This is a genomic window from Clostridium sp. UMB9555A, assembly GCF_030222355.1.
GTDB lineage: Bacteria > Bacillota > Clostridia > Clostridiales > Clostridiaceae > Sarcina > Sarcina perfringens.
The window spans coordinates 553,215-570,718 of record NZ_JASORQ010000002.1; the positions used below are offsets into that span (position 1 = coordinate 553,215).

Genomic DNA, 17,504 nt, shown 5'->3' on the forward strand with positions numbered 1-17,504 from the left:
CTAAACCTCATCAAAGTTATATCCTACAGAATACTCCACCTTTATAGGTATATTAAAATCCTTAAAGGGAGTTCTCTCCATACAATCCTTTATGAATACTATAGACTCATTAACCTTGTCTTCCCTAACTTCAAACAAAAGTTCATCATGTATTTGAAGTAGGGGTTTTATATAGTCCCTTTCTGGTAACTCCCTTAGTATCCTTGCCATGGCTATTTTTATTATGTCTGCTGCTGTTCCCTGTATTGGAGTGTTTAGTGCACACCTTTCAGATACAGCCCTCTTATTCCAGTCCTTAGATTTTATATCCTTTAAATAACGTCTTCTACCAGTTCTACTCCTTGTATATCCCCTATACGCTGCAACCTTCACAGTATCTTTTTGCCAAGTTGAAAGCCTTGGATATCCGTCCTTTATATTTCTTATAATCCTTTCACAGTCCTTTTCACTTATATTAATTCCACCCTTATACATAAGTGTTTTTTGAAGTCCCTTAGGAAATAGTCCAAAGAAAACACCAAAGTTACAGTTTTTAGCTATGGTTCTTCTCTTCTTAAAATCCTCATGATTCCTGTCTGTAGCCTCCTCTAAGGGGATATTGTATATAATAGAAGTTGTTATTCCATGAATATCAAAATCCTTCATAAAAGCATTAATCATCTTCCTATCTCTGCAATAATAAGCTCCAACCCTAAGCTCAATCTGAGAAAAGTCAAAATCCAAAAACACATGGTTAGGTGAAGGAATAAAAAGTTTTCTAATGCCTAAATGGTCATTATCCTTTCTAGGAAGATTCTGAAGATTTGGATTCCTGCTAGAAAATCTCCCAGTTTCAGTTCCCATGGAGAAAAAATCTGTATGAATCTTCCCTGTTTCGCAGTTTAAAAGTTTCCCCAAAGCCTCTATATAAGTAGATTTAAGCTTACTAACCCTCTTATGCCTCTTTATGCATTCTATAAGATAAGCCCCCTTCTTAAAATTTCTAAGACACCACTCTTCAAGGAGAATCAAGCTCTCATCATCTAAGGAAGGATCACCCTTTTCACATATCTTAAGAACAGGTAGCCTCAAATCCTTAAAGAGAAAATCCTTAAAATCCTGAGTTTGAAGATTGCTCCCAAGGTTAACATCCCTATCTGCAAAGCTCAAAATCTCCCTTTTACAAAATTCAAGCTCTTCCTCTGCTCTCCTGTTAAACTCCTGTAAAAGCTCCTTATTAAGGGTAATACCGTTCTTTTTCATAATACCAGTATAAACAGCTGCTGGACTTTCAACCCTTTCACATACAAGCCTATGCTCTGGTATATAAGTCTCAAACCACTCCATACACCAGTTATAAATCCTTAAGGCATAATCACTATCTGCACAGGCATACCTTACAGTCTCCTTATGCTCAGAATGCAAATTATCAAAGTGTGTTCCATTAACCACATGGGAAAAACTAGGCAATTCCTCATTAAATATCTCCTTTGCAAGAAGTTTAAGACCACTATCCCTTAAAGTTCTAAACTCTCCAAAACTCTTAAAAGTAAGCATACTACCTAGCATAGTATCAAAAACAGGTTCCTTAATAACAATTCCGTACTCATAAAGGAAGATTCAAAGGCTATATTGTGAGCAACCTTTATAAGACTCTCATTGTGAAAAACAAAGCCCTTAAGCCAAGCTATCATTCTATGAACATCATCAACAATTTTCCCGTTTCTATGCCTTAAAGGGATGTAAATACCAGTACCCTCCTTAACAGAAAGGGATATACCCACAATATGTCCCTTATCTGGATCTAAAGCAGCCTTCTTCTCATTTAATCTAAACCACTCATTCTTTGGTGCACATTCAATATCAAAAGCCACAACCTTCTTATCATGAATGTTTAAATACTTCATAACCTCACTAATAGTAAAAACAGCCCTGTAATTTCCCATAACTTCTTCTCTCCTTATATAAAAAATTTCAATTATTTCACTTAAGATTTTTATCCCCTGACTATTACCCTTTAAACCTTTTATAAGAATATTTTAAAAATATCCATTGGATTTTTATCCTATGAATCTTAACTTTTAAATCCTTAAAAATAAGTTTCTCTCCGCATTTTCCATAGTAAATAATCAAAATAAGCTTAAGTATTTTTAATTTAAATTCTTTAGTTTATATAAAAAGATTCTTCCTGGCTAGTTCATTTAAATCTTTACATAAATCATAAATTTTCCAAATTCCCAATCAATTAAAACCTTTACTTCAAAACCTATAAAAGAGATTTTTAATATTTACTTATTAAACACTAATATCCAAATAAGGATTTCTACAAAATTTGTATCACTGTCACAAATTAGTGTACAGTATTACAAACACTCCTAGTATTCTCCTTACCAATTCCTACAATGGCATTATAATACCTTTTTCTTCCAATTCCAAAATTCAAATTATCCTATTATTAGAAATTAATCTACTTTATTTTCATATTTCTTTCATTTGCTCCTTCATTCTTACAAAGTCTGTATTATTTTACTTTTATATACACAAAACTATTGATTGTTCGGAATTACCCTGTTAAAATAATATTATAACAATATTTTACATTTAACCTAGTAAAATACAATTAGATTGAACTATTAAAACTTATAGTGACTTAAGTAACACTACTTTCTAAAAATACAGGTGTTACCCTACATAAATTTTAATATTTTCAAAATTCCAAACAAAATATATAAACTTAGAATAAGATCTAAATATCTTTATATATTCTAAATTCAAAGTTTAGTTAAACCATAATCAATTTTAAAATAAAATTCTGTTTTTAGTGGATATTGATTTTAAGATATATATGAAAATCAAAACCACTCTAAATCAGAGTAAAACTTTAAAACAAAAGGGGGAATTTAACTTATGTTTATTGGTTATAGGCTACAAAAATTGCGAAAGAATAGAAAATTAACTCAAAAGGCTTTAGCTGAAATGACAGGTATATCTCGTTCTTATCTATCAGATATAGAACATAACAGGTATAACCCTAGCTTTGATACTATTGAGGCATTAGCTACAGCTCTAAAGCTTGATTTAAAATCATTTTTTGATGATACTCTCTTAGAAGAAGATTATTATTTAAAACCTCTAAATGAAGAGCTAGAAGATGAAAGATTTGAAGAAATTGAGGAGCTTTCTGAAAATGAAATTGTTGAAAAGCAAATAATTAATAATGATTTAAATATTACTTATGCAACTGGCTCCCTTTCAAAAAAGGAAACCTTAAATATTAAAGCAGATTTAGAGAAAACTCTAAATAACTTAGATAACTTTGAAAAGAATATAGCCTTTGAGGGGTTCCTACTAGATAGTGAAACAAGAAAGGCTTTTAAGGAAAGCTTAGAACATTCAATGAAAATGGCAAAACTAATTGCCAAAAACAAATTTTCTTCTAAAGCAAATTAGCCAATTAAAATCAATTAAACCTGCTTAAAACACCAATATCCTTTCATTATAAAATATTTGAAAGGTAGGTGAAGGACTTGCATCAAAACTCATAAAATTTAATCAGGAGTTTCATTGGTGCAATCCAAAATATATATGAATATAAAAAATTTAGCAAACCAATTAGTAAAAAAATATGGATTAAGGGATCCATTAGAAATTGTATTAGCAAAGGGAATCATACTGTTAGAAGAAGACTTAGGAGAAGTATATGGCTATTGCCATACCTATAAAAGACAAAGTTTAATACACTTAAACAAGAATTGTTCATTAAAAACAAAAAGGCTTGTATGTGCCCATGAATTAGGATACCTTCTAATTCATCCAAAAGAAGAAATACATGTTGTAACTGATTCCTCATTAGAACCAAAGGATGACTTTGAAAGGTATGCCAAAATCTTTGCAGCACACTTACTTATATCAGATGAGATGGTAAAAGAGTATAAAGGAAAAAGTGCTGAGGAAATGGCTAAATCCTTAAATCTGCCTTTGAATTTAGTTTTGATTAAACTTAATTCTTAACATATTTCTTATAAAAATAAAAACTCTTTATCCTAAATAGTCTACTTTATGATAAAGAGTCTTTTTATAAATTTCTAAAAATACTATTAATATCACAACAGCTTTTCACGATATTGTAAATCATTAGGGATACTATTATTTACAATACATTCATTTTCTAAGCAATGTAAATATAATGCTACTTTAAATAATGCATAATGTTCAAAATCTCCTTTAGCTCCTTCAAATGAAATATATCTCTCCAAAAATTCAGATGCTTTATTTAACATTACATACGCCCAATTTTTATTATTATCTCCTGAGTCATAATTCAAATACCCTATTTTTTCAAAGTTATAGTGATATCTTATTTGTTCATCACTTTTACTATTTAAACTACATAATTCACTTAATAATGATGTTTCATAATTCTCTTTTTCATTAACTATTCCATTGTTATCAAACCCCAAATAGCTCATATTCTGTAAAGCATTATGCTCATATTCAACCGAATATTTTAATGCATTTATATATAAATCAGCTTTACTTTTATTCTTTTCATTAGATATTTTAAGAGTTAGTAATTTTATAATATAATCAAATTTACTCCAATATTCAGATCCAAATCTTTCTTTTGCTTCTTCATCTAAATTTTTTAGATAACCTATATAATTATCAAATTCATAAACTTTTTTTATATGCTTATTCTTAAAAAATGATATTACTTCATTATGATATTTTTCTATTTCTTCTACAATATTATTAATAAAACTCACTCTTGTTTTAAGATATTCAAATACTTGTGATATGTATATACCTATCTTCTTACTCCATTCATCATCTCTACTTGTATAAACTATAGCAAACAAATCACAATCATTATTAAAACTCATTATTCCATTATTCCAAGCTACATATGGACTACACTCAAAATCATTATCTTGATATCTTCTATGACGACTTGTTTCTATAGGATGTACTGAACATAAAGAACGTAAATATTCAAAATACTTTTCATCCGTTCCTTTACCATCTTTCCCTAATTGATTAAAAATATTTGTTGATTTTTTTAAATAATTATCATCAACATCAAAAATTTTTGTAAGTTCTTTTATACAATCGACAACTACAGATGCATTATTCATAAAGTCATAAAAATCAAAAGCAGATTTTCTATATTTACCCGTATTTAATTCAAGATTGTTTAAGTAATCTACAGTATCATCTAGTCTATCCATAATTGCGCATATTTTATCCCAAGCACGAAACTCTTTTGTTTTCTTTCTTTTCTTATCAACTACATAATAATATTCTTTATTATATGAAATGTTCACTTCATCATTTATCTTCTCTCTTAATTTTATAAGAATTTCTGTATCAATTTTTATTTGAAACACTACATTCACTCTAACCTTTCTGTTTTATAATCCTAGTTTATATATTGATAGTTAGCTTTATTTTTCTTAATTTTATAGTAATCAGATTATCTTTTAAACATACTTTTACTAAAACTATTAATTTTATTAAGCTTATTTTTAAACTACTCTTCACAAATTAGTTAAACACTTACAGCCTCCTTAAAGTTACTTTTTAGTTGACTACTAATTTCACTTTCATCCATATTAAAAATATTTGCTAACTTTTTAATTAAATTATTTACAAATTCAAAAGAATAATTTTCTTTATCATTATTTGTAAATGGTGCATCAGTTTCCAAAAGAATTTTCTTTATAGGTATTTTCTTTATCAACTCTTTTTTATTAATCATCCTTTCATTTATTGAAAAATAATAACCATTACCTACACTTTCTTTAAGTTCAGATATACTACCTGTAAACCAATGCATTATTATAGTACCATTAAAATTATCACCAATAATTTCATTAATATCTTTAGCTGCATTTCTACTATGTACAGTTAAAACTTTCCCTCCCAACTTGTTACATTCAGAAATAATCTTAGAAAATATTATTCTTTGACAACTCCTATTACTTGAATTTTTTATTTTGTAATCTAACCCTACTTCTCCAATATACTTAGCCCTTTTAACATTTTCTAAAAATATATCTAATTGATTACTATATTCATAAACTAGTTCCGGATGAAATCCTAGTGCAAATTTAATATACTTTAAATCACCATAAATTTTTACATACTTTTCATATAAAATAGGCAAATTAGTAACTGCAATAGTGTACGATTTATTATTTTCTATCTCTTTAATTATTTTATTTCTATCTCTAAATAAGTCTAAGTGTAAGTGAGTATCAAATTTAAAATTATTCATTTAGTCCCTCCAAAAACTCCTTCAACTCATAAATCCCTCTTACATATAACTTAGTATATTTGTCTATATTTTTTGTAATTGGACCTGATTTTTGAATTGTTAAAAAAGCAAATTTCTCATTGAACTTAGCAAGTCCTAATTTATATGAGTTTAAATTTAATCTAGCAGTTGGACCACTATCATATAATGTATCCCTATATCTAGTATTATCTATGATATTAGCTTTTTTAAACGCTGCTCTCCTTATAGTACAAGGCAAGCAATTTCCACAGTGACAAGACTCTTTTTCTCCATTCATCCTGCCGCTGTCAGGGTGTGAACAAGACATTGTATTCCATATATTATCATTAAAGAACTCTTTATCTTTACAATTTTGAGCCATTTCTCCTTTTGTCATAAATTGATAAGGATTTTTTATTTTAATATTAATTCCTAAATTATTTAATAAGTTTTGCAGTAATTCAAAATAATAAGGATGTGTTGTTCTTGTACTGCTTGTACCTAGTCTTGAATTAGTTAGCGGAATATTTAATGATATAACTCCATTTTCAGGAATTATAAGTTCTACTTCTTTATCTATTACTGTGCTTAATGCTATTGCATTTGCAAAAAACATTAAAGATCTCGTTCTAGTTGTATCTTCTACTCCACTTTTAGCAACAGCATAAAAACTATAAAAATTCTCTTTACTTAAATCATATTTCTCAATAAATTTATCTCGTAATATGTCTTGATATTCTTTTGTGCCTTTTCCTCCACCATAATGACTTATAAATATAATATTTTTTCCTTCTTCAGAAGATAATAAATCTATTGCTCCTATAAAAGAGTCCATTCCTCCTGAAAACATACAAAATTTATTACAATTTTCCAAAATGCAGTTTTCTTGTATTATATTATTCTTTAAATCAACTTCTTTATCTGTATAATCTCTTTTTCTAAATTCAATATTCCAATTATCTCCGCTTAGAAAAGATAACATTTCTTCTACTAATTTTTTATTTTCATTCCAAACCTCTAAATTTAAAACAGGTATATATACCTGAAAATCTCTACTCCAAGAATCATTAGCAGATTCTCTATATACTAATCTATCTATTCCAAAAACAAATAACGAAATATATAAAAAGTCTAATCCTTCATTACTTATAAATTTAGGTAAGCTCTTAATATTATCCCAGAATGTATAACTAAATATTTTATTATCATTTATATTTAAACTTATACCTATATCTTCTAAAGAACTCTTTTCTTTTTCATCCAAACTGCAATATATTTTCATTTTAACTCGCCTCCTAAAACCTCATAACAGTCCTTATATATTTCCTTCACAAATTTCTCTGTATCCTTATTAGAAAATTGAGTACTTTTTATATTTTTGCTTTTGTAAGTAGCTTCCACTTTATTTTCTATATATTCCTTAAAATCATTCTCTATTTCCAATGTTTTTTTAGCATCATCTAGATATTTTTCAAATCTGCTTTCTAAATCATTCAACATTTTTTCCCAAATATATTCTGAAATATATCTACACATTATAACTTCAAACATATCATCATTCATGATTTCTAAACTGTTGAAATCTAAATTATTTTCCTCAATAAATTCATATATTTTCTCTAAAGCATTATTTGTAGCATTTTTAGCAACAATATTTTCTTTTGTATTAGAATCTTTAGCAATTATATTAACAATATCAGATAAAACTTCTTCAATATCTCTTCCTTGAAACTCTATGTTAAATTCGTTTAATGTTTTATTTAATCCTTTTTGTCTTATACTATCTAAAAAATTACCTAAAGCAACTGTAGATTTAACTCCACTTTTAGATGTTTTGACTAAATTACTCGCTCCACCTGATGCTCTTACATAATTTTTAATTACGCCTGATAGATTTTTACTATGTCCTGTTATATATTTAGACATTAATGTTTTAGTATTTTTCCAAGGCATTTCATTTTCTTTTTTCTCTTCATTTGTTATTTCCTCAAAATCACTTGGTAATAAACCATTTTTATCTTTTTGTCCTTCATAAATACTCGATGTTCCCATATTATTCTCCTTTTTCTTTATCAATTAACTTAGTTAAATTGCTATTTTCTGATTTCCATTTATCTAATATATCATCTAAAGCTTGTTTATTTTCTAATTTATCTCTAAATGATTTTATCCATGGTATATGCGATGCTTTTAATTGTTCGCCACTAATACTAGCTAAATAACTTGTTACTTCTGTAACCATAATGTCTTTTGTCAATCCCCATTGGATAAATGCCTTTAAAAACTTAATTTCAATTTTAGGTTCTTGCACCATAATTTCAAATACACTTTTTAATATTTCTGAACTTTCACTATCATTTATATCATTTGAATCTTTAAGTGCACTCTTTAAACCAGTATCAGATTTGCTTAACAACTTTGTTAATATCTCCTGTGCTTTTGGTGACAATTTTTTAGAAGATAAATCAAACTTATCTTCTAAGGATGTTCTTGTAAAATAAAAATAAGGTGTTAAATCTGTATCTGCTAACTTTGGTTCAATTTTACACCAATTTTTAACCCATACATCTTCTCCCCATGGATTAAGCTTATTTTCGCTACTAATAGTATCATCTTCTTCTAATTCTTTTAAGTCTTTATTTTCCCCTGATTCCATTTCTAATTCTGCTATTTTTTTAAACAAAGTTTCTTTAAAATACTCTAATAACATTAGCTTAGCAAGAATTTTTCTATCTAAATCTATTTTCTTATATTTAGCCATCTCAATTCTCATATAAAGTGAATTCAAAAATCTTTTGCATTGTCTTGGATTTCCATTTAATCCTCTGGCTAATACTTGTCCTAATTGTTTTGCTATTATTAAACTTTCTTTTACTTTTTCAGCAATTTCAGGAAATTCATTGGCTAACAAAGTATAATCAACTGAGAAATTAAAAAAATCCTCCTTTTTTTTACTATTAAAAAATTCTATAGTTTTATCAAATTCATTCTTATTTAAATCTTTTTGTAGTAATAAACATGTTATGTAAAACTCAACTTCTTTAGCATTTAATCTTGGTATTTTTATTGGATATTGTATGATTTTTTCTAAATATTCTTTACCTATATTTATCTGTAAACCATCAATATTATCAAACTTTTGCTTTATAGCATAAGCTATATGCCTTTCATCCGCTCCAATTATAAATGCAACATTTCCAACAAATAAAAATAATCTAATAGCTTCTAATGTTTCTAAAATCGTATCAGGACTGCATCTATCAAGCTCGTCCACAAAAACAACTAACCTTTCAATTTTCGTTTCCTTTAATAATTCTTCAAAATTTTTTTGAAACTCTTTTATACTATTTCTTATCTCTTTATTACTAAGTTCACTTTGTATATTTTCCTTAATTTTTTCTAAATCTAATCCGTCTATAATATTTGAAGCATTTTCAGCAGTTAATTTTTCCTTAGTTGAATCTAATAAATTACTTAATCCTATACTAAGTAAAGTACCAATTCCTCCAGTAAAAATCATATCAGTACCAAACTTTAACCCACCTTTTAACAACTTTAATTTATCTATACTATTATATAATCCTTTTATACATTTCTTAGCCTTATCAGTAGGTTTTCTTTCTTCTTCTATAACATCCAAAATACTTCCCATTAAAGCAGTTTTTGCATCTTCATATCCTTCAAACAACCATCCATTAAATTTTAAACATACTGTTCCTATTTCACTTTGAAGTTCATCCATGCTCATTTTTATCAAGCTTGATTTACCACTTCCCCAGTCTCCATAAACTCCTATACTTGCTGGTAATAATTCTGTGTTATTAATTGTAAACTTTAAAATTCCTTTTAAATAATCAAAATCTAAGAAATCTAATTCTGTTTCACTGTCTTTCCACATTTAAAATCACCTCATTAAATCAAATCAGTATTTATTGCTTTAATATAATTTTTACAAAAAGTCAAATTATTATAACCATTATTAAATATATAATTACTAACCACAACAACAAAAGCTTTTACATTTTTAAAACTATATATCTCATATAAAGTCGCCTAATTTTACCATATTATATAATTATTAATTAATTTACTTTTATAAAAAAATCTCCTTACCTAAATATCCTATAAGTAAAGAGATTTTTATTAAAACTAAAATGATATCTTTTATATTACTTTAAAGGCGCTATAAATTCCTTGTAATTCTTATTAGCACAATAGTTAATCTATTGATAATTATCTAATACAATTACAATAACAAATTTTAATATAATTATTAATTAAAACTTTATATTTTATATTATTAATAATTATTCTATCATGGTCTTACAAATCGCTTTACAATAGTTTTTAAATAAAAATTTATACTTCCACTTTTATTTAAATTACACTCTTCACATAATAATTGTAAATTTTCGTCTAATTCATCACCCACCATTTTAAAAGGTATTATGTGATCTACATGTGAATTTTTATTATTTATTTCTCGTTTACATATATTGCATTTATTTTCTTGTTCAAAAAGTAATCTTTTCTTTTCTTCTTTATCATATTTCTGCCTTTTTTCCTTTTTCCTTAAATATGCAATAATCAATTTTATCAAAAATTTATATTCTTTTTCTCCTAAATTCATATAAATATGATTATTAATCATCTGTTTAATGGTATAACTACTATCCCCTTTTCTTAATTGATTCTTTAAAATTTGTTTATTATTATCTTTTTCAAGATAATTGTATATCTCTTCAAATACTGATAGTAATATCATATTTAAGACTATATTTTTAACCTCGTACTCGTCAATATTGTTATTTTTAATTAAATTCTCTAAATCCATTCATTATCTCCTATTATATACATAGAGGATCAAATATATCATTTTCCTTTATACACTCTTCCTTCAATAGATTACCATTATTTTTAGCTAAAGCTATCGTTGCACTTTCACCTCTAAATGCTAATTTTATTTTGTCATCGTCAAACATATCTTCTCCATGAGTTAAATCCGATAACTTCTTTATTACTTCTTGAACACTTTCAATACTCATAGGTTTTCTGAGTTCCTTAAGAACCTCACGAATGTATGGAAACATATATATCATATATCTAAAACCAGCTATTTTACTAAGCGTATGCTTATTATCATTAACTGCTTCTGTATAAACATTTTGCCATGCCTTTAAATAATTACTTATTATCTGTATTTGTACACTTTCCTCTTGTTTTGATAATAATTCAAATGTTTTTGATTTATCTAGTATCTTACTTACTTGAGTTAACTTAAATCCATTAGGAACCTTGTTACCTCCAACTATTATTTTTTCTTTTAATGGTGATATACTTTCCTCATTTAAACTTATTACTAAATCATAAAGTTTATCTTGTTTAGAACTTAATAAATTTAATGACTTTTTCATCTCTCTAAGAACATTTTGTTCCATTTTTTCCTGTTTATCATTAGTTATCATAAATAATTCTCTTATTTCATTTATTGTTAAATCTATAAATAAATTGAATGACATTTCATAAACTTCATCATCCATTAAATCTATATCTCTGTATTTATCCATAAATGCTATTAGTCTATGTTGTCCATCTATAATTTCTATACAGCCATGATATTTATCAAATTCTTGTTTGGTTTCTGGAAATAAAATATATTTATCTCCTCCATCCACTACTAACTTCATCGGACTTTTTATATTTAATATAGGAGAATTTGGGATTATCCCCTTGGCCTTAACTTCTTGTTCTTTATCCTCAGAAATGTTTGCTCTTCCTGCAACATATTCTGAAATTTCTACAACTTTTTTTTCTAGCCATGGTCTCTGAGCCTTTTGACCTGTTTTAGGTTCTGGAACATCAACAAGCTTAATTATATTTCTAGGATCTCCTATTAAATTATAAAATTCTTTACCTTTTTGTCTAATAGTATTAACTTTAATTTTCTTCATAAATATTTCCTCCATATACCTTATTGCATAATTATATATCTTTCATTTTTCACATAATTATCATATTAATTTGTTCTAAACTTAATTCAAGCTCTCTTAGTAAACTTTCTTAGTAAACTCCACATACCAATTCTCTGGAACCCTATTATGTAGTTCTATCTCAACTTTTATTGGTTTCTCCCCTTCATACTTTACTACATCACCTTTTCCTATATAGATATAAGGCTGTACTTTTCTGTCTATCTCCTTATATTTTCTAAGAAAAAGGTGCAGATTAATTCCTCTTTCTTTATTGAATATTATGTTTTTTCCTCTTTCAGAGCTTTGTGCTGTACTGTTTGGTGTTTCCCATTGAAACAAGCTTCTACTTAGGAATTCATCTTTATAGTTAATGCTTTCCTTTATATCTTCATCCTTATTTAGGTCCACAAAAAGGAAATATTCCTTTCCATTTGCCATTAGTCCACTTCCTCTAAAAGAGCTATGTATCTTTTCATAATTAGATAGAAGTGCAGCATCCACCATTTGATATTGTTCATATAGTTTAAAAAATGGCACTCCAAAGTTTTCACTACCAAACCTCTTCTCATAGGTTATAAGTCCATAGTTTAACAAGTCCACTATGATTTCCTTATACCTTTTATCTGCCAATATCTTTTCAAAGCTTATTAGCTTTACTAATCTCTCTCCAATTAAATCAAATAATTTAATACAATTACTCTTTTCCCTTGAATCATAATAATCTTGGTTTAGTGTTCTAAAAGCATGTTTAACTGTTTCTTCATCTACATATTGAATATACTTTCTTATTCCCTTTGAAGCTTCATCTACATTTAACTCACTTTTATTTATTAATTCCTTTATTATGGCAAATTCATGAGGTCTCTTTAGAGGTAATTTATCTGATAATTCCTTTAAAACCTTATAAAAATCCTCATCTAAAAGCTCTAAAGCCTCATAAGTCTTTTCAACCTTCTTAAGAAATCCCTGATATGTCTTTCCATAATTAATAAACTTAAGTGGATCTGGTGCTCCATCAAACTTAACATAGTCCATTAACTGATAAGGAATCTTTCCACCTAAAAGAGATTTAAACTCATTATATTCTTCCTTTAAATACTTTAAGCTATTAAAATTCTCTGTGTTAAGCTGATTTAATATTCTCTCCTTAGAAATTCTATCCATCTGAATATTAGAGCATCCTGGAATATCAGAAAAATCTGTAGCAACTGAAACCTTTAAACTATCCTTATCATAATATCTTCCACCCTTTAAGGCTAAGGCTATTAAAAAGGCCTTGTTATGATTTCCTATAAAATCTAAAACAGTTAAGAATTCTTTGCTCCTATGTTTTCTTAATCCTCTTCCAAGCTGTTGTATAAATATGATTGGTGAATTAGTTGGTCTAAGCATTAAGACCTGATTAATTGAAGGAATATCAACCCCCTCATTAAATATATCCACTGTAAATATAACCTTTAATTCATGGTTTTCATTTTCAAGATTTTTTATTTCCTCTGTTCTCTTATCTATTGAATGATCCCCAGTTAAAGCTATGCTAGGAATACCAGCCTCATTAAACTTACAAGCCATGTAATAAGCATGTTCCTTATTTATGCAAAATCCCACTGTTTTTTGCTTACTTCCATCAAAGCCATAGAAATTCATCTTATCTATAATAAAATCAACCCTTGAGTTAATCATTAATCTCTTAGAAATCTCAGAAATATTATCCAAATCAACATTGCTATAATCAACTGCATCTATATCAGTTATTCCAAAATAATGAAATGGTACAATAAGTTCATGCTCCAAAGCCTCATTTAACCTAATCTCTAAGGCCACATTATTATCAAAAACCTGAAAAATATCTCCAGTATCGCATCTTTCAGGGGTTGCAGTTATTCCAAGTAAAAACTTAGGAGTAAAATGATTTAATATCCTCTCATAAGTAGGGCTTGTACTATGATGTGCCTCATCTATAACTATGTAGTCAAAATCATCCCTATTAAAATCCTCTAAATTTCTACACATGGTTTGAACAGTAGAGAATAAATAATCAGATTCCTTCTCCTTTGAGTTCCCTGTGTAAAATCCCATGGTGATATTTTTATTCTTACATAAGCTTTTATAAGTTTTCTCTGCACTTCTTAAAACATCTTCCCTATGAACTAAAAATAATAACCTTTTAGGATTAAAGGCCATAACATCAAAGGCTGACATATAAGTCTTTCCTGTTCCAGTTGCTGCAATAACTAAAGCCTTATCCTCTCCAGCACTTCTTAATCTTTCAAGGTTTTCCATAGCCTCTTTTTGCATGAAATTAGGTTTTATAACTTCATACTCACTAAAATCAATAGCTATTTCCCTTTGCTTTTCCTTAATACTTTTAATAAACTCATTGTATTTCTCTAAAAATTCATCATCAACAATTCCAGTTGAGCTCCATATTCCCTCATATTCCTCTAAAACTTCCTTAACAAAGTCAGTGTCCTTCTTAGAAATAATCATAACATTCCACTCAACATTGCTCTTTAATGCCCTTTGAGTTATGTTAGATGAACCAATTATAATCTTAAAATTATCCTCATTCTCAAATATGTAAGCCTTAGTATGAAACCCCTTTTCACTATCAGCAATAAAAATCTTTAAATCTATATTCTCAAAACTCTTTACCTTCTCCAAAGCCTTTGGCTCAGTAAAGTTTAAATATGTAGAAGTTATTATCTTCCCTTTAACTCCCCTTTCCTCTAAATCCCTAAAAGAATCCAAAAGAAGTTGAAGCCCACTAAAATTAATAAAGGCAACACTAAAATAAAAACTCTTACACTCCTTTAGACTCTCCTTAAGTTCCGCCAAAAGATTTCCTCTTTGGGAATTAACAATAAGTCTGTTCTTAATAAGATATTTATCTTCAATGATGCCTTTAGATCCTATCTCTTCAATTTTATCCTTTATAACTTTTTCCTTTATATTCTGTAATACACTCATTCTAATGCTCCTAATTTTACAATATACAAATATATAAAGATAGTAGTTTCCTTACTTTAATAATAACTATAAAGCTTCAAACCCATCTTTATATATTTGTATTTACTGTTTTATTTTAACATTAAAACAATTTTATTTCCATTTTTAAAAATAAAAACTTATATCCCTTTTTCCTCACCAAGCCCATCAATATACTCTTTAGCTTCCTTTAAACCAAGGCCAGTAATCTCTCTGCATCTCCTTACAGCTTCAACATTCTTCCCTTCTGAAACAAGCCTCATTAATTCCTCTTTTTCTTCCTTTGTTATAATTTCAATTGCTCCAAACTTTTCAGCAATCTTATCTAAAGTAATCCTCATATGCTTAAGATCATTTCTCATTTGACTAATAACACTAACTAAAATCATTAGCATACAAGCCCCTATAATTATCCATATACTATTTATATTAAACTCCATATTTCACCCCTCCTAAATTTTAAACCTTCTTCATATTAATAGAGCCATAGGCATTTTCAGCCTCTCTATATAACTTCTTATAGCCTGAACCCACCTCATTTTTCTGCAATATATTTGAAAGTAGCCATGTATTCTCAATATACACAAACTTCCAATACTCAAAGTCACTTCTGCTATAATTATCATTTCCCTCTATTACTCTTCTTTTCCCCTTTGTATTAACTATGTAATCCTTCATGGAAAAATTAACCTCAACCCAAATAAATCCCCATTGCTTTTCATCCCCCTCAAAGAGACTTATTATTCTACACCCATTAAACTGAATATCCTCTAAAACATTTTTCTTATTTTCACTTTTAAGCTCCTCTAAAACCTTAAGATGCTTATTATATAATGAAGTTGTAAGTAAACTCTCAACCCTTTCATATTCCTCATCATTCCAAGCATACTGAATACTATAAAAGGTATCTTCCACAACAGATTTTATATAATTAATATTCCAGTAAGGATCCTTTAAAGCTAACTCCTTTAGCTTATTACTTTTGCGCTTAACCACTTTACTATACCTATCCATCTCCACAAACATTAAAACTCCCCCTCCAGACAGCAATAAAAAAGCTACTGATCCAAAAAGAAGTTTATGTTTCATAATAAATTTAAAATCAAAGGCACTGGCCCCATCTTTTCCACCACCATTTTCACTTGATGAGATAAAGCCACCACCTCCAGCTCCACCTCCTCCACCGCCTCCTCCTGCTCTTGCATAAATAGGCTGTGAAGGTACTATTAGTAATAATATAAATAAAATCTCTATAATTCTTCTACACTTTTTATTCCTCATTAAACTCTTCCCACCTTAATATTATCCTTTACCATGGCCATAAACCTTTGAACATTTCCAGACATTATATTGCATATCTTAACAACTTCTCCATTTACATTCATAACTATAGATTTCCTCAGTATTCCTTCCCTTTCTTCAATAGAATAAATATCCTCATATAAAAAGCTTTCTGTATGCCAAAAACCTAAATTTAGCTCATAAAAAAACACTCTTTTATTTGTTGCAATGAGTATCCCTTATCTATATCCTCTTCTGCATACAAAAGTTAAAAGAGAACACTTCAAATAACATACTGGTCTTTCATCATAATCAAGTTTCTTAATTGCTTCATCATAAAATTTACTCATTTAAAATCACCCATAAAACCCCAGAATGTTACTAATATTATATAACAAAACTGTTAATAATTTAAATTTATTACTCTTTATTCTTCTAACCATTTCCTATAAAATTTTTATAACTTTTTCAATTATATACTCATTTAAGGCAAGAAAATAACTCATGTATTTAAGATAAAGCTTTATAACATTTTTTCAATTATACACTTACTTTAAAAATTTTAACTAAAATCCCCTTAATCTTAAAGCATAGTCTCCTAACGCCTTATTAATCCACATATACAATCCATCTCAATCCTACCTAAAGTTTCAATCACACTAAATCATTATTCATCATAGTTTATTATATATGGACAGTACTGTTAATTAATAAAAACCCTAAACTTCTTTCATAAAAAATAATCTTAGATTAAGCCTTAGGAGGGAATAAAGGTGAAATTACATGAAGCTAAAATATTATCAACTGTTAAGGTCATTGACATAAAGGCACAGGGAGAACTAAGGAGAAGATTTTTTGACTTAGGAATAATAGAAGGAACAGAGATAAAAGTTTTATATGCTGGTCCCTTTGGAGACCCTAGAGCCTATTTAATAAGAGGCACTGTAATAGCCATAAGGGAAGAAGAAAGTGAAGAGATAGAAGTAATTTATTAGTAGGAGAAGATG

General features: G+C 27.9%; 16 protein-coding genes. 3 read left to right on the forward strand and 13 right to left on the reverse strand.

Going from position 1 to position 17,504, the window contains the following annotated elements; translation table 11 throughout:
* Both QP548_RS07770 and QP548_RS07775 read right to left on the reverse strand, forming a co-directional pair.
* On the reverse strand, positions 1-1,536 hold the full coding sequence (locus tag QP548_RS07770; RefSeq protein WP_242944993.1) for a DNA polymerase: 1,536 nt from the start codon (positions 1,534-1,536) through the stop codon (positions 1-3).
* A gap of 5 nt (positions 1,537-1,541) precedes the next feature.
* A complete protein-coding gene (locus tag QP548_RS07775) occupies positions 1,542-1,925 on the reverse strand; it encodes a hypothetical protein (RefSeq protein ID WP_236907346.1) in 384 nt (127 codons plus the stop codon).
* A gap of 961 nt (positions 1,926-2,886) precedes the next feature.
* On the opposite strand from QP548_RS07775, the gene QP548_RS07780 reads away from it, so the two are divergent.
* Positions 2,887-3,429 (forward strand): helix-turn-helix domain-containing protein, encoded by a 543-nt coding sequence (locus tag QP548_RS07780; RefSeq protein ID WP_061427138.1) that lies wholly within the window; start codon positions 2,887-2,889, stop codon positions 3,427-3,429.
* A 117-nt stretch (positions 3,430-3,546) separates the two neighbouring features.
* Positions 3,547-3,990 carry an ImmA/IrrE family metallo-endopeptidase gene (locus tag QP548_RS07785; protein ID WP_061427136.1) on the forward strand — a complete coding sequence of 148 codons (444 nt, stop codon included), beginning with the start codon at positions 3,547-3,549 and terminating at the stop codon, positions 3,988-3,990.
* Positions 3,991-4,082: 92 nt separating this feature from the next.
* Here QP548_RS07785 and QP548_RS07790 read toward each other — a convergent pair whose 3' ends face one another.
* From QP548_RS07790 to QP548_RS07840, 11 genes are all read right to left on the reverse strand, one after another.
* A complete protein-coding gene (locus QP548_RS07790; protein WP_199408696.1) occupies positions 4,083-5,366 on the reverse strand; it encodes a hypothetical protein in 1,284 nt (427 codons plus the stop codon).
* Between the two features lie 161 nt (positions 5,367-5,527).
* The gene (gene qatD, locus QP548_RS07795; protein ID WP_061427132.1) at positions 5,528-6,256 is read right to left on the reverse strand and encodes a Qat anti-phage system TatD family nuclease QatD; all 729 of its coding nucleotides are present in this window, start codon (positions 6,254-6,256) and stop codon (positions 5,528-5,530) included.
* Positions 6,249-7,538 carry a Qat anti-phage system QueC-like protein QatC gene (gene qatC, locus QP548_RS07800; protein ID WP_061427130.1) on the reverse strand — a complete coding sequence of 430 codons (1,290 nt, stop codon included), beginning with the start codon at positions 7,536-7,538 and terminating at the stop codon, positions 6,249-6,251. The genes qatD and qatC overlap by 8 nt, the downstream gene beginning before the upstream one ends.
* Entirely contained in the window at positions 7,535-8,308 is a 774-nt protein-coding gene (gene qatB / locus QP548_RS07805) for a Qat anti-phage system associated protein QatB (RefSeq protein WP_061427128.1), read from the reverse strand. Before qatB ends, qatC begins: the two co-directional genes overlap by 4 nt.
* A 1-nt stretch (position 8,309) precedes the next feature.
* Positions 8,310-10,154, reverse strand: a complete 1,845-nt coding sequence (locus tag QP548_RS07810) for a KAP family P-loop NTPase fold protein (protein ID WP_061427126.1) — start codon at positions 10,152-10,154, stop codon at positions 8,310-8,312.
* Positions 10,155-10,571: 417 nt separating this feature from the next.
* Positions 10,572-11,090 carry an HNH endonuclease gene (locus QP548_RS07815; protein WP_061427124.1) on the reverse strand — a complete coding sequence of 173 codons (519 nt, stop codon included), beginning with the start codon at positions 11,088-11,090 and terminating at the stop codon, positions 10,572-10,574.
* Positions 11,091-11,103: 13 nt separating this feature from the next.
* On the reverse strand, positions 11,104-12,207 hold the full coding sequence (locus QP548_RS07820; RefSeq protein ID WP_061427122.1) for a DGQHR domain-containing protein: 1,104 nt from the start codon (positions 12,205-12,207) through the stop codon (positions 11,104-11,106).
* A gap of 96 nt (positions 12,208-12,303) precedes the next feature.
* Positions 12,304-15,198 carry a DEAD/DEAH box helicase gene (locus QP548_RS07825; protein ID WP_061427120.1) on the reverse strand — a complete coding sequence of 965 codons (2,895 nt, stop codon included), beginning with the start codon at positions 15,196-15,198 and terminating at the stop codon, positions 12,304-12,306.
* 158 nt (positions 15,199-15,356) lie between these two features.
* Positions 15,357-15,656 (reverse strand): ribosomal protein L7/L12, encoded by a 300-nt coding sequence (locus tag QP548_RS07830; protein WP_061427118.1) that lies wholly within the window; start codon positions 15,654-15,656, stop codon positions 15,357-15,359.
* Positions 15,657-15,675: 19 nt separating this feature from the next.
* The gene (locus QP548_RS07835; protein WP_061427116.1) at positions 15,676-16,497 is read right to left on the reverse strand and encodes a hypothetical protein; all 822 of its coding nucleotides are present in this window, start codon (positions 16,495-16,497) and stop codon (positions 15,676-15,678) included.
* A complete protein-coding gene (locus QP548_RS07840; RefSeq protein WP_320410368.1) occupies positions 16,497-16,733 on the reverse strand; it encodes a PH domain-containing protein in 237 nt (78 codons plus the stop codon). The genes QP548_RS07835 and QP548_RS07840 overlap by 1 nt, the downstream gene beginning before the upstream one ends.
* Before the next feature lie 537 nt (positions 16,734-17,270).
* Between QP548_RS07840 and QP548_RS07845 the strand changes: the two genes are divergently transcribed.
* Positions 17,271-17,492 (forward strand): FeoA family protein, encoded by a 222-nt coding sequence (locus QP548_RS07845; protein ID WP_061427114.1) that lies wholly within the window; start codon positions 17,271-17,273, stop codon positions 17,490-17,492.
* Positions 17,493-17,504 lie beyond the last annotated feature (12 nt).

Coding starts and splice junctions, on each gene's coding strand:
- QP548_RS07835 (WP_061427116.1), bottom strand. CDS start 16,497: ATGAGGAATAAAAAGTGTAGAAGAATTATAGAGATTTTATTTATATTA.
- qatB (WP_061427128.1), bottom strand. CDS start 8,308: ATGGGAACATCGAGTATTTATGAAGGACAAAAAGATAAAAATGGTTTA.
- qatD (WP_061427132.1), bottom strand. CDS start 6,256: ATGAATAATTTTAAATTTGATACTCACTTACACTTAGACTTATTTAGA.
- QP548_RS07820 (WP_061427122.1), bottom strand. CDS start 12,207: ATGAAGAAAATTAAAGTTAATACTATTAGACAAAAAGGTAAAGAATTT.
- QP548_RS07825 (WP_061427120.1), bottom strand. CDS start 15,198: ATGAGTGTATTACAGAATATAAAGGAAAAAGTTATAAAGGATAAAATT.
- QP548_RS07770 (WP_242944993.1), bottom strand. CDS start 1,536: ATGCTTACTTTTAAGAGTTTTGGAGAGTTTAGAACTTTAAGGGATAGT.
- qatC (WP_061427130.1), bottom strand. CDS start 7,538: ATGAAAATATATTGCAGTTTGGATGAAAAAGAAAAGAGTTCTTTAGAA.
- QP548_RS07815 (WP_061427124.1), bottom strand. CDS start 11,090: ATGGATTTAGAGAATTTAATTAAAAATAACAATATTGACGAGTACGAG.
- QP548_RS07775 (WP_236907346.1), bottom strand. CDS start 1,925: ATGGGAAATTACAGGGCTGTTTTTACTATTAGTGAGGTTATGAAGTAT.
- QP548_RS07830 (WP_061427118.1), bottom strand. CDS start 15,656: ATGGAGTTTAATATAAATAGTATATGGATAATTATAGGGGCTTGTATG.
- QP548_RS07780 (WP_061427138.1), top strand. CDS start 2,887: ATGTTTATTGGTTATAGGCTACAAAAATTGCGAAAGAATAGAAAATTA.
- QP548_RS07810 (WP_061427126.1), bottom strand. CDS start 10,154: ATGTGGAAAGACAGTGAAACAGAATTAGATTTCTTAGATTTTGATTAT.